Annotated in this window: 8 protein-coding genes and 1 pseudogene; 3 read left to right on the forward strand and 6 right to left on the reverse strand. The window is 67.9% G+C overall.

The window, feature by feature from the left end; genetic code table 11:
- Positions 1-21 precede the first annotated feature (21 nt).
- The 4 genes and pseudogenes from AC07U1_RS13790 to gyrA all read right to left on the reverse strand — a co-directional run bounded on the left by AC07U1_RS13790 (position 22) and on the right by gyrA (position 5,647).
- Positions 22-100: pseudogene (locus AC07U1_RS13790) on the reverse strand.
- 372 nt (positions 101-472) lie between these two features.
- Positions 473-2,545 carry an amidohydrolase family protein gene (locus tag AC07U1_RS13795; protein ID WP_495176113.1) on the reverse strand — a complete coding sequence of 691 codons (2,073 nt, stop codon included), beginning with the start codon at positions 2,543-2,545 and terminating at the stop codon, positions 473-475.
- A gap of 130 nt (positions 2,546-2,675) precedes the next feature.
- Positions 2,676-2,984 (reverse strand): DUF952 domain-containing protein, encoded by a 309-nt coding sequence (locus AC07U1_RS13800; RefSeq protein WP_187140664.1) that lies wholly within the window; start codon positions 2,982-2,984, stop codon positions 2,676-2,678.
- Positions 2,981-5,647, reverse strand: a complete 2,667-nt coding sequence (gene gyrA, locus AC07U1_RS13805; protein WP_495177449.1) for a DNA gyrase subunit A — start codon at positions 5,645-5,647, stop codon at positions 2,981-2,983. Before gyrA ends, AC07U1_RS13800 begins: the two co-directional genes overlap by 4 nt.
- 291 nt (positions 5,648-5,938) lie before the next feature.
- On the opposite strand from gyrA, the gene AC07U1_RS13810 reads away from it, so the two are divergent.
- The 3 genes from AC07U1_RS13810 (at position 5,939) to AC07U1_RS13820 (ending at position 9,562) form a co-directional block, all read left to right on the forward strand.
- Positions 5,939-7,150 carry a hypothetical protein gene (locus tag AC07U1_RS13810; protein WP_056347877.1) on the forward strand — a complete coding sequence of 404 codons (1,212 nt, stop codon included), beginning with the start codon at positions 5,939-5,941 and terminating at the stop codon, positions 7,148-7,150.
- Between the two features lie 97 nt (positions 7,151-7,247).
- The gene (locus tag AC07U1_RS13815; RefSeq protein WP_495197715.1) at positions 7,248-8,189 is read left to right on the forward strand and encodes a hypothetical protein; all 942 of its coding nucleotides are present in this window, start codon (positions 7,248-7,250) and stop codon (positions 8,187-8,189) included.
- Complete coding sequence (locus AC07U1_RS13820; protein ID WP_495176111.1) at positions 8,186-9,562, forward strand: sensor histidine kinase; 1,377 nt, start codon at positions 8,186-8,188, stop codon at positions 9,560-9,562. Before AC07U1_RS13815 ends, AC07U1_RS13820 begins: the two co-directional genes overlap by 4 nt.
- Before the next feature lie 236 nt (positions 9,563-9,798).
- Here AC07U1_RS13820 and AC07U1_RS13825 read toward each other — a convergent pair whose 3' ends face one another.
- Entirely contained in the window at positions 9,799-11,085 is a 1,287-nt protein-coding gene (locus tag AC07U1_RS13825; RefSeq protein ID WP_187140658.1) for a citrate synthase, read from the reverse strand.
- A 36-nt stretch (positions 11,086-11,121) separates the two neighbouring features.
- Positions 11,122-12,576, reverse strand: coding sequence for a glutamate--tRNA ligase (gltX, locus tag AC07U1_RS13830; RefSeq protein WP_495176110.1), 1,455 nt, complete (start codon positions 12,574-12,576; stop codon positions 11,122-11,124).
- Positions 12,577-12,704 lie beyond the last annotated feature (128 nt).

Raw genomic sequence — 12,704 nt, forward strand, 5'->3', positions numbered from 1 at the left:
CTTCCCACCCCATTTCGGAAATGCCAGCGGCAAGGGATCGAACCTGCACCCGTCGCCGGGATCGCTGTAGCGATACGTCTACCAATTCCGTCACGCTGGCCGGAAGCCCATAGCCGGAATGCGACGTGACCGCGAGCGCCCGCTTCCCACCCCATTTCAGTCGTTCGCTACCGTTGTGGATGTGATGACCGCTGACGGGCGAAAGTGCACATTCAATCCTCCCTGTCGCGCAGCGATGGGGAGGGGGACCGTCCGCGAAGCGGATGGTGGAGGGGCCGAGAGGTTGCGCGACGCCTGACGGCGTCGGCCCCTCCGTCAGCGCTTCGCGCTGCCACCTCCCCATCGCTGCGCGACAGGGAGGATCGGCGGGTCCGCTTCCCACCCAAAATCGATCATCCACGCCGTAAGGCGGCTCAGCGGGACCCCGGGTCAAGCCCGGGGTGACGAAGAGAGTTCGGTTGGCGCTAGCAACCTATTTCGGCCGCCCGCTATATCCCGCCGCCTTGCGCAATTCGTCCGCGTCCATGACATAGCCGTCGCTGACCACCGTCACGACGCGGCGCAGCGCGCCGAGGTCGGTCGATGCGTCGCCGTCGACCAGCACCATGTCGGCCTCCTTGCCCACCGCGATCGAGCCGGTGCGTGTGTCGGCGCCGACGACGCGCGCGGGGAGGATCGTCGCGCTTTGCAGCGCTTCGGCGGGGGTGAAGCCCGCCTGACGGTAGATTTCCAGTTCGCGGATCAGTTCGATGCCCCAGCCGTCGGTGCCGGCGACGATCGGCACGCCTGCCTTGTGCAGCCGGCCGACGAGTTCGACCATCTTCGCATAGCTTTTGCGATAATCGTCGCGCGTATAGCCCTCGACCAGCGGATAGCCCGCCGAGGTGAAGACCGAGCGTTCGAGGACGGGCGAGATGATGCCCATATAGGGGGCATAGGCGGGCTGCGGCGTGCCGCCGTCCTGCGTCAGCATGCCTTCGAAGATGACGATCGTCGGGTCGACGATGGTTTTTTTGGCGGCGAGGTCGGCGATGAAGCCCTTCATCGGCGGCGCGTCGAGGTCGATATCCTTGAAAAGGCGCGCCGGCCCCTCGACACGCTGGCGCGTGTTCGCCTTGTCGAGCACGTCGCGCGGCATCGCTTCCATCACGACGAAATTGAGGTGGGTGAGCTCGTCATAGCCCGCGGTCACCGCCTCGCTCGGCCGCATGCCCGCGGGGACATGGCCATGGACGTGGAGGCCGAGCTTGTGCGCCTCGGCGGCGGCTGGGGCGATCCACGCGGGGTTCATCGAGGTGTAGAATTTGACGCCCCACAGGCCGGCGGCTTTGACGCGCCGGACGGCGGCGATCGCTTCCTCCTCGCTGCTCACCACCTCGGCGCCCTGCGCCGCGAGCGGGTCCTTCTTGTCGATGATGACCGAGATGAAGGGTTCGCCCATCAGCAGCGTGCCGTCGGCGCGCCGCTTGGTCGCGTCGATCGCGCGGTCGATGTTGGTGCCGGGACTGCGGAAGCTGGTGATGCCGTTCGCCATGTTCGACAGCACATCCCAATCGTCGCCGATGTGGAGGTGGCTGTCCCAGATGCCGGGGACGAGCGTTTTGCCGCGCCCGTCGATGACACGCGTGCCCGCGGGCGCCTTGAGCGAGCCGGCGGCGCCGATCGCGGCGATCTTGCCGTCCTGCGCGAGCACGGCGCGCGCGGGCAGGAAGGCGCCCTTGTCGGCGTCGAAGAGCTGGACATTGTCGAACAGAACCGGGGCTTTCGCGGCGGGGGCGAGGAAGCGTTTGGCGATGCCCGCGACAGCCTCTGCGGTGGCGGCGTCCTGCGCGTCGCGGAGCTGCTTGAGCGCGCCTTCATAGCCCTCCGGCACCACCGAGATGAAGCCGATATTGGCGAAATAGCGTTTCTTGTCGTCGAGCCAGACGGGGTAGGGCGAGGAGAGGATGCCGCTGACGAAGGCGAGCTGGACGGTCTTCGGCCCAGCGGGGCCTTGAATGACCTGCGTGCCGGCGAGGGTTATGTGGCCCCTACCGCTGGGCAGGAAGGCCAGCCCGGCGTCGCCCGCCGCAGCGAGCGCGTCGATCAGCGGGGCGTTGGCGATGCCGACGCCGCCGGCCGGGATATACCAGCCGCCCGCCGGCGCCTCGCCCGCGTCGGTCGCGGTTTTCCAAGTCGCGCGACCGCCGGCGACGCGGAACTCCTCGGCAGCGTCGCCGGCGAGGGTGATGCCGCGGATCGTCGTCGCGGCGATCGCGCCGTCGGGCGCGAGGCTGTCGACCTGGTCCATCTCGGTGATCCAGCCGCGCAATTCCTGCGACCAGCGATAGGCGATGCGTCCGTCGGGCATCTGCCAGCGCCACTGGTCGCCATGCTTGCCGGCTTCGGAGACGACAACATAATGGACCGCGTCGGCGGGCGGTTTCAGCAATTCTTCCTTGGGCACCGGCTTCGACTGGGCGGCAGTGGCGGGCGCGGCGTCATGCGCATAGGCGGTAATGGGAGCGGCGGAGGCCAGCAGGGCGGCAATCAAGAACAGGCGCATCGTCAAATCTCCCCTGAGCGCGGACATCGCAAAGCCCGACGTTGGTAGGGCGCGACGTTGGTAGGGGAGGTGGGCCGCGCGAAGCAAGATGCGACCAAAGGCGACGAGCCTTCGATCAAGGGCGATCCTGTCAGCCGCGCCTCTGCAGCCCGACCACCGCATGCATCGGCAGTTCGGCGTAGATATGCGGGAAGAGCGCGCCGCCGCGCGCCGGTTCCCAGCGGACCGCGTCGCCGAGGCAGGTAAGGTCCACCTCGGCGATCATCAGGTCGGTTTGGCCCGCGAAATATTTGGCGATCGTCTCTTCGAGCTGCTCGGCGGTCGACAGGTGGATATAGCCGTCGGCGATATCCACCGTGGCGCCACGGAACACGCGTTCGCGTTCGAAGTCGGTCCATTGCTGGGCGGTCAGAACCTTGAAGGCGGTGGTCGCGGTCATTCGGTCGCGCCGTCGGGTGCGGATTCGGCGGCGTCGTCGACCGCGGGCGTTTCGTCGTCCCCTTCCTCGCTGTCCTCGTCGCGGTCGCCGATCAGCGCCGCCGACACGACATGCTCGTCGTTGGCAACGTCGAACAGCCGCACGCCCGCCGAGCCGCGCCCGATGACGCGCAAGGAATCGAGTCCCATGCGGATCAGCTTGGCCTGGTCGGTGACGAGCATCAGCTGATCGGCCTGAACCGCGGGGAAGCTGGCGACGACGAGGCCGTTGCGGCCGATATTGTCGATGTTGGTGATCCCCTGACCGCCGCGACCGGTGCGGCGATATTCATAGGCCGAGGACATCTTGCCATAGCCGTTGGCGCAGATCGTCAGGATGAACTGCTCGCGCGCGGTCAGTTCGGCCATCCGGTCCGGGGTCAGCGTCGGCTCATTCTCGTTGTCCTTCCACGGCGCGGCGCGCAGATAAGCCTCGCGCTCGTCGCCGGTGGTGCCAACGCGGTGGAGGATCGACAGCGAGATCACCTCGTCGCCCTCGCCGAGGCGCATGCCGCGCACGCCGGTCGAATTGCGGCTCTGGAATTCGCGGACATCGTCGCCGGCGAAGCGGATCGCCTTGCCCTGGCGGCTGGCGAGCAGCACATCGTCGCTTTCGTCGAGCAGCGCGACGCCGATCAGGCGATCATCCTCGTCCTCGCCTTCGAATTTCATCGCGATCTTGCCGTTCGAGGGCACGTTGGTGAAGGCGTCCATGCTGTTACGACGCACATTGCCCTTCGCGGTTGCGAACATGACGTGGAGCTTGCCCCATTCATCCTCGTCCTCGGGCAGCGGGAGGACGGTCGAGATCGTCTCGTCCTTGCCGAGCGGCAGCAGGTTGATCATCGGCCGGCCGCGCGTCGCGGGCCCGCCCTCGGGCAGGCGCCACACCTTCATGCGGTAGACCTTGCCGAGGGTCGAGAAGAACAGCACCGGGGTGTGCGTCGAGGTGACGAACAGCTCGGTAACGACATCCTCGTCCTTCGTCGCCATGCCGGCGCGGCCCTTGCCGCCGCGGCGCTGGGCGCGGAAGGTGTCGAGCGGGGTGCGCTTGATATAACCGTCGAGGGTGACGGTGACGACCATCTCCTCGCGCTCGATCAGATCCTCGTCGTCGATGCCGTCGGCGGCGGGCGCGAGCAGCGTGCGGCGCGGTTTGGCGAATTCGTCGCGCACCGCGACCAGCTCTTCGCGCATGACGGCATAGAGTTTTTCGCGGTCGGCGAGGATCGCAAGCAGTCCCTCAATCTCGTCCGCCAACTCCTTGAGTTCCTTGCCGATCTCGTCGCGGCCGAGGGCGGTGAGGCGGTGCAGGCGGAGGTCGAGGATCGCCTTCACCTGGACTTCGGACAGGCGATACGAAGCGCTATCGTCCATCTCGCCGTCGATCGCCTCGACGAGGCGGATATAGGGCGCGATGTCGCCGATCGGCCATTCGCGCGCGAGCAAGGCGTCGCGGGCCGCCGCCGGGCTGGGCGATCCGCGGATGATGCGGACGACCTCGTCGAGGTTGCTGACCGCGACGACGAGGCCGAGCAAGATATGCGCGCGGTCGCGCGCCTTGTTGAGTTCGAACTTGCAGCGGCGGGTGATCACCTCCTCGCGGAAGTCGATGAACGCCGACAGGATCGTCTTGAGCCCCATCATTTCGGGGCGGCCGCCGCGGATCGCGAGCATGTTGGCGGGGAAGCTCGACTGGGCGGGGGTGTGACGCCAGAGCTGGTTGAGCACGACCTCGGCGGTCGCGTCGCGCTTCAGTTCGATGACGACGCGCACGCCCTCACGGTTCGATTCGTCGCGGATGTCGGCGACGCCCTCGATACGCTTGTCGCGCGCCGCCTCGGCGATCTTCTCGACCAGGCCCGACTTGCCGACCTGGAAGGGGATGGCGGTGAGGACGATCGACTGGCGGTCGCCGCGGCCTTCCTCGATGACATAGGTCGATCGCATCATGATCGAGCCGCGGCCGGTGGCATAGGCGTTGCGCGCGCCGCCCTGGCCGAGCATCATCGCGCCGGTCGGGAAATCGGGGCCGGGGACGATCGCCATCAGGTCTTCGAGGCTGATGTCGGGATCGTCGATCGTCGCGAGCGTCGCGTTGATCACTTCGCCGAGGTTATGCGGCGGGATGTTGGTCGCCATGCCGACCGCGATGCCGCCGGCGCCGTTGACCAGCAGGTTCGGATAGCGCGCGGGGAGGACGGTGGGTTCGGATTCCGAACCGTCGTAGTTGGGCTGGAAATCGACGGTGTCCTTGTCGAGATCGCCGAGCAGGGTGTTCGCGACCTTGGCGAGGCGCGATTCGGTGTAGCGCATCGCCGCCGGCGGATCGGGATCCATCGAGCCGAAATTGCCCTGGCCGTCGACGAGCGGCACGCTCATCGACCAGTCCTGCGTCATGCGCGCGAGGGCGTCGTAGATCGAGCTGTCGCCATGCGGGTGATATTTACCCATGACGTCGCCGACGATGCGCGCCGATTTGCGATAGGGGCGGCCGGCGACATAGCCGCTTTCGAACGCCGAATAGAGGATGCGGCGGTGCACGGGCTTCAGGCCGTCGCGCACGTCGGGCAGCGCGCGGCTGACGATCACGCTCATCGCGTAATCGAGATAGGAGGTCTTCATTTCGTCGACGATGTTGATCGGCGAAATGCCGTCGCTGGGCGGCGGCGTAGGCGTATTTTCTTCGGTCAAGACCCGGCCTTTTTTCTGCTTTTCGGGAGGTGGTTTTGGTCTAGCCGATGGGGCAGGCAAAGGCCAGCGATTCGGGCGATTTCGACAGGAATATTTCCACGCCAAAACAGGGGCGCCGAACGCCAAAAGTGACGTCACGCCGCCGCGAACGCGGGGCTTGCCAATCGGCGGCTCGCCCCTAAAGGTCGGGCGGGTGAGACCCAAGCAGCCTTGCGCCCGCCGATGGCCCTGATCGCGCTGATCGGCGCCAGCGAAACGCTGCCCGATGGCGGGTTGCGCGCGCTCGTCACCGTCGCGGGGGAAACGCTGATCGAACGGCAGGCGGCACGCCTCGCCGACGTCGGCGTTACCCATGTCGCGGTCGCGGTCGGCGCGGTGCCCGCCGACCTGCTCGCCACCTGCGATCGCATCCGCCGCCGCGGGGTCAAGGTGACCCCGGTGCGCGCCGCCGCCGACCTGCTCGCGCTGGTCGAAGGCGACGACCGGATCATCCTCGTCACCGACGGGCTGCAGGCGGGGGGTATGCATTATGCCGCGATCGCCAAGCCGGGGTCGCCGGCGATCCTCGTCACCGGCGACACCCCGCTGACCCAGAGTTTCGAGCGGATCGATGCGACGCGGCGCTGGGGCGGACTCGCGAGCATTTCGGACCATATGGTGCGCGAACTCGCCGAGATGCCGGGCGAATGGGACATGATCCTGACGCTGCTGCGGATGGCGGTGCAGTCGGGCGCGCGGCGGCTCTATTGCGAGCCGGCGCTGTTCGAACAGGGTGACATCGCGATCGTCACCGACCGGCCGACTGCGGCGCTGCTCGAACAATCGAGCCTGCAGCAGGTCGAATATGGCGGCATCGGGCTGGGGCGTTCGGCGATCATGATGCCGATCGTGCGCCTGTTCGGCCCGATGCTCGTCAAGTCACCCGCGACGGCGCGTTATCTGCCCTATGTCACCGGCCTGCTGTGGGTGATCGTCGCACTGCTCGCGGCGAGCGGGCTGGCGGCGGCGGGGGCGCTCGTCGCGATCCTCGGCGGGCTGGGGCTGGCGGCGATGCGCTTCCTGTCCGCTTTCCGTGCCGAGAGCGCGGCGCAGGACCGGGTGCGCGAGGTCATCCGGACCTTCGCCTGGGTCTTGCTCGCGGTCTTTCCCTGGCTGCTGTCGCTGGCGGGCGCCGACCACAGGATGCCGCCCTTTTCCGAAGCGGCGCTGGCGCCGTGCCTGGCCGCGACGATCCTGCTGGCGCGCTGGCTTTACGAGGATTCGGGCGAGCGGCGGCGGTTTCACTGGCTGCTGCCCGACGCCGATCAGGCGTGGATGATGTTGGCTCCGGCGCTGATTTTCGGCATCGCACCGCTGATGTTCGCGATATTGCCGCTGCTCGCCTTGTTCCAGATCCTGCTTTGGCTGCGCCTTGCGCGGCGTCCCGCGGGCTGAGAAAACAAAGCGCTTCAAGGTTTAGCGCGCATTAACGCCAAGCTGCTATCCGCGAACTGACATGGTGCAAGCATCGCTTCTTTCCCAACTGGCGTCGGTGAATCCGGCGCTGTCGGCGTGCCTGCACGAAACCGCCGAATATCTCGCCGCGCCCGGCGCGACGCGGCTTTCGGAGGAGCAGCGCGCGCTGGCGCTTGGCGTCGCGCGGCGGCTGGTCGGCGATGCCGCCGACCTGCTCGGCGACGCGGTCGATTCGGCGGCGCTGTGGCACGACTGGTCGGCGCACGGGCTGCCCGGTGCAACCCAGCTTGCCGGCCTGTGTTTCGCGCGCGCCGAGGAGCATCGCTGGCGCGAGCAATCGGACCGGCATGGCAGCGAGACCGTCGTGCCGGTTTCGAGCGGGACGAGCGATGGGCCGCTCGCGGCGCCCGCGCCCGCCGACGACCCGTTGTCCGAAGTCGACCGCGGCTATCTCGCGCTGCGCATCGCCGACCGGCGGCGGTTCGACGCGATCGGCCATCCGGTGGTGGCGATCGACGATCTCGATCCCGACCTGTTTCGCTCGCTATTGCTCGACGTCGCCGCCTGGGCGCTCGTCCGCTCGGGCAAGGATCCCGCGCAGGCCGCGCGGCTCGGTGAAGCGGTGCGGGGGGCGCTGGCCGCGCACGACCCCGCGCGGGGCATCGACCGCGCTGCCATGGGCTATCATGCGGCGCTTGCCGCCGTCGGCGTCCAGTCCGACAGCGCGGCCACGGCGATCGCGCGCCACGACTGGCCGGCGCTGATCGCGCTCGCCGCGGCGGCACAGAATTATCGCTATGCCGACATGGCGCTGGCGCTGATCACCGCCGAGCCGGCGCAACTCGCGCCGCTGCTCGCGCCGTTGCTGCGCGATCATGCCGCGCTGGCGCCGCTCGAAGGGTCGCTGGCGATGCTGGCGAACCGCGCGGTGGCGAGCGCCGCGCCCGACGATTATGCCGCCGCGCTGCAGGCGCGCGCCGCGACGCTGGGCGACGGACCCGAAGGCGTTTCGCGATGAGCGAGCGGATGATCAGCGGCCGGATCGACCGCAGCGGAGCACTGGTCAGCGGCGACCCGGCGCTGCTGCGCCTGCAGCAACGCGCCGGCGGGGCGCTCGAAAAGCCGCTCGCGCTGCCCAATCTGGCGCGGCTCGTCGCGCTGGCGCAGCGGTTGCAGCGCGAGATCAACCGGCCGCTGATCGCCGCCGACGACCATAGCGACATCCATGCGCTCGTCCGGATCGTTCCCGACGCCGATGGCGCGACGCTCGAGATCACCGACTGGCGGACGCGGCCGGTCGCCCAGCCGCAGATTCCGCCGATCACCGAAGCCGCGGTCGCCTCACCGCGGGCGTGGACGTGGGAATGCGACGGGCAGCTCCGGCTCGTCTCGCTGCGCGGCGGGGCCGATGCGCCGCCGGTCGCATCGGGCTGGGAGGGGCGCTCGCTGTCCGAACTGTTCGAACTCCAGCCCGACGACGACGGGCATTTCCCGGTGCTGCAGGCGTTGGCGCGGCAGGCGCGGTTCACCGGCCAGCGGGCGCGGACCGACGGTCCCGGCGGGCGGCTGGTGACGACGCTCGCCGCCGATCCGCTGTTCGACGCCACCGGGCGGTTCACCGGTTTTCGCGGGACCGCCTTGCCCGAGGCGGGGGCTTCGACCCCGGCACCCGCCCCGGCGGCGCTTTCCGACCCCGCCTTCGGTTCGCTGCCGCTGTCCGATCCGGCCTTTGGACGCCGCATCGACGGCGCGCTACGCGGGCCGCTGGCGCGGATCATCGCGACCGCCGAGACGATTTCGGGCCAGTTCGACGGACCGATCCGCGCCGATTACGCCCGCTATGCCGGCGATATCGCGCATGCCGGGCGCCACCTGCTCGGGCTGGTCGACGACCTCGCCGACCTCCAGAATATCGAGCGTCCGGGGTTCAAGGCGGCGCGCGACGAGATCGACCTTGGTGACCTGGCGCGCCGCGCGGTCGGATTGCTGGGCATGAAAGCCGAAGAAAAGGGCATCCGCATCGATGCTCCGCCGACCGACGAGCGGATGCCGGCGACCGGCGAGTTCCGCCGCGTGCTGCAGGTGCTGCTCAACCTGCTGGGCAATGCGATCCGCTATTCGCCCGAGAATTCGCTGATCTGGATCCGCCTCGACCGCCAGGGCGACCGCACGATGGTCACCGTCGCCGACCAGGGGCAGGGGATCGACGCCGGGCAGCAGGCGGTGGTGTTCGAGAAATTCGAGCGGCTGGGCCGTACCGACAGCGGTGGGTCGGGACTGGGTCTTTATATCGCGCGGCGACTGGCGCGCGCGATGGAGGGCGACCTGACCGTCGACAGCGCGCCGGGGCAGGGGGCGCGGTTTACGCTGAGTTTGCCGGCGCGGGATTGAGGTTTAGCGCTTGCGGCGAACTGACCGCTTAGGGGTGGGAAGCGGGCGTTCCTTTAAACCGTCGCCCCCGCGAAGGCGGGGCCGCTAGCGGCCTATTTCCGTATCGCTGCGTAAGCCGACAGCGGCCCCCGCCTTCGCGGGGGCGACGTCATGTTTTGGTCGTTACCGGCCGTCGCCATCACCCACAAAAAAGGGGCCGAAAACCGGCCCCTTTCTCGTTTTCGTCTGTCGCTCGATCAGCGCTTGTCGACCGGCACATAGGGACGCTGCGTCGGGCCGGTGTAGAGCTGGCGCGGACGGCCGATCTTCTGGGCGGGGTCCGAAATCATTTCGTTCCACTGCGCGACCCAGCCGACGGTGCGGGCGAGGGCGAAGAGCGCGGTGAACATCGTCGTCGGGAAACCGATCGCCGACAGGATCACGCCCGAATAGAAATCGACGTTCGGGAACAGCTTCTTCTCGACGAAATAGGGATCGTTGAGCGCCATTTCCTCGAGCTGCAGCGCGACTTCGAACACCGGGTCGTTGACCTTGAGCGCGTCGAACACCTCGCGCACGGTCTTTTGCATCACCGTCGCGCGCGGGTCGTAGTTTTTATAGACGCGGTGGCCGAAGCCCATCAGGCGGAACGGGTCGTCCTTGTCCTTGGCGCGCGCGATATATTCGGGGATGCGTTCGGGGCGGCCGATTTCGCGCAGCATGTTGAGCGCGGCTTCGTTGGCGCCGCCATGCGCCGGACCCCACAGGCAGGCGATGCCCGCCGCGATGCATGCGAAGGGATTGGCGCCCGACGAGCCGGCGAGGCGGACGGTCGAGGTCGACGCGTTCTGCTCATGATCGGCGTGGAGGATGAAGATGCGGTCGAGCGCGCGTTCGACGACCGGGTTCACCTCATAGGGCTCCGCCGGCACGCCAAAGGTCATGCGCAGGAAATTGCCAGTGTAGCTCAGCGAATTGTCGGGATAGACGAAGGGCTGACCGACCGAATATTTATACGCCATCGCGGCGATCGTCGGCATTTTCGCGATCAGCCGGTGGCTGGCGATCATGCGCTGGCGCGGGTCGTGGATCTCGGTCGAGTCGGGATAGAAGGCGCTGAGTGCGCCGACGACGCCGCACATCACCGCCATCGGGTGCGCGTCGCGGCGGAAACCGCGATAAAAGGTCGACAGCTGTTCGTGCAGCATCGTGTGGCGGGTGATCGTGGTGTCGAAGGTGGCGAGTTCGTCCGCGCTCGGCAGTTCGCCGTTGAGCAGCAGGTAGCAGGTTTCCATGAAGCTGCTATTTTCGGCGAGGTCGCCGATCGCATAACCGCGATGGAGCAGGACGCCCTCGTCGCCGTCGATATAGGTCAGGTTCGATTCGCAGCTCGCGGTCGAGGTGAAACCGGGGTCATAGGTGAAGGCGCCGGTCTGCGCGTAAAGCTTGCGGATATCGATGACGTCGGGGCCGACGGTGCCCTTGAGCACGGGGTTCTCGACGGTGGTGTCCCCCAGGGTGATCTTTGCGGTCTGGTCGGTCATATTCTTCCCCTGTTGTGGCGGCGGGAGTCGCTGTGGCTACGCCCCTGCCGGATTATTGTGCGCTGCGTCAAGTCGCGCCAGGCTGGCATCGCGGCCCAGCAGCAGCAGCACGTCGAAAATCCCCGGCGATACGGTCCGCCCGGTGAGGGCCGCCCGCAGCGGTTGGGCCAGTTTCCCGAGCCCGACGCCGGCCGCTTCGCTCTCTTCGCGAATTGCGGCCTCCACCATTTCTTGCGACCAGCCGGACAGCGCGCGCAAACGGTCGGCGACCGAAGCGAGCATCCCCTCCGGTGCGTCCTGTAGCACCGCTGCGGCCTTCTCGTCCATCACCAGCGGTTCGTCGGCGAAGAGGAAGAACGCGCCGTCGGCGATCTCGTGCAGCGTCTTGGCGCGCGGCTTGAGCGCGGGCATCGCCTGCGCGAGCAGCGCCTGATCCGCGGCGGAGAGATCGCGGCCGAGAAGCTTGCCGGTCATCGGCGCGACGAGCGCGGCGAGGCGGGCGTCGTCGGCTTCGCGCAGATAATGGCCGTTGAGATTTTCGAGCTTCTTGAAGTCGAAGCGCGACGGCGAACGGCCGACATGCGCGAGGTCGAACCACTCGGTCGCCTGTGCGCGGCTGATGATCTCGTCGTCGCCATGGCCCCAGCCGAGGCGGAGCAGATAATTGTTAACCGCCTCGGGCAGATAGCCCAATTCGTCGCGATAGGCGTCGACCCCGAGCGCGCCGTGGCGTTTCGACAGCTTCGCGCCGTCGGCGCCGTGGATCAGCGGGACGTGCGCGTAAACGGGCTCGCGCCAGTCCATCGCGCGGATCAGCGCGAGCTGGCGGAAGGCGTTGTTGAGATGGTCGTCGCCGCGGATGACATGGGTGACGCCCATGTCATTGTCGTCGACAACGACGCTGAGCATATAGGTCGGGGTGCCGTCGCTGCGCAGCAGGACGAAGTCGTCGAGCTCGGCGTTCTGGACGGTGACGTCGCCCTGGACCTTGTCCGGAATCGTCACCGCGCCGTCCTGCGGCGCGCGCAGGCGGACGACGTGCGGCACGGCGGGGTCGCCGTCGTTCCGGTCGCGCCAAGGGCTGCGGACGCGGAAGGGCAGGCGCTTTTCCTGGGCCTCGGCGCGCATCGCGGCGAGTTCGTCCTGGGTCAGATAGCAGCGATAGGCATCGCCCTTGGCGAGCAGCTGCGCGGCGACATCGGCATGGCGGTCGGCGCGAGCGAATTGATAGACGGTGTCGCCGTCCCAATCGAGGTCGAGCCAGCGCATCCCGTCGAGGATCGCGTCGATCGCCGCGTCGGTCGAGCGCGCGCGGTCGGTATCCTCGATGCGCAGCAGGAACTTGCCGCCGTGGTGGCGCGCGAACAGCCAGTTGAACAGCGCGGTGCGCGCGCCGCCGATGTGGAGGAAACCCGTGGGCGACGGCGCGAAGCGCGTCACCACATCGGCGCCGGTCGCTTCGCCGGATATGGTTTGATTTTCGGTTGCCACAACGGCCTCTTTCACTCAGTTTTGCGGGTCCCCGCGGACGGCGGGGACGGGGATCGGGGGTGCCCCTAGCATGGCGACAAGGCCGCTTCAAACGCCCATTGGTTTGCGCGCGGCGGCGATGGTGCGGC

This window comes from Sphingopyxis sp. GW821-FHT02C12 (assembly GCF_059421785.1).

What these genes read in the sequence shown, in the direction of transcription:
- AC07U1_RS13795 (WP_495176113.1), bottom strand. Translation starts at nt 2,545, where the DNA reads ATGCGCCTGTTCTTGATTGCCGCCCTGCTGGCCTCCGCCGCTCCCATT.
- AC07U1_RS13800 (WP_187140664.1), bottom strand. Translation starts at nt 2,984, where the DNA reads ATGACCGCGACCACCGCCTTCAAGGTTCTGACCGCCCAGCAATGGACC.
- gyrA (WP_495177449.1), bottom strand. Translation starts at nt 5,647, where the DNA reads ATGAAGACCTCCTATCTCGATTACGCGATGAGCGTGATCGTCAGCCGC.
- AC07U1_RS13810 (WP_056347877.1), top strand. Translation starts at nt 5,939, where the DNA reads ATGGCCCTGATCGCGCTGATCGGCGCCAGCGAAACGCTGCCCGATGGC.
- AC07U1_RS13820 (WP_495176111.1), top strand. Translation starts at nt 8,186, where the DNA reads ATGAGCGAGCGGATGATCAGCGGCCGGATCGACCGCAGCGGAGCACTG.
- AC07U1_RS13825 (WP_187140658.1), bottom strand. Translation starts at nt 11,085, where the DNA reads ATGACCGACCAGACCGCAAAGATCACCCTGGGGGACACCACCGTCGAG.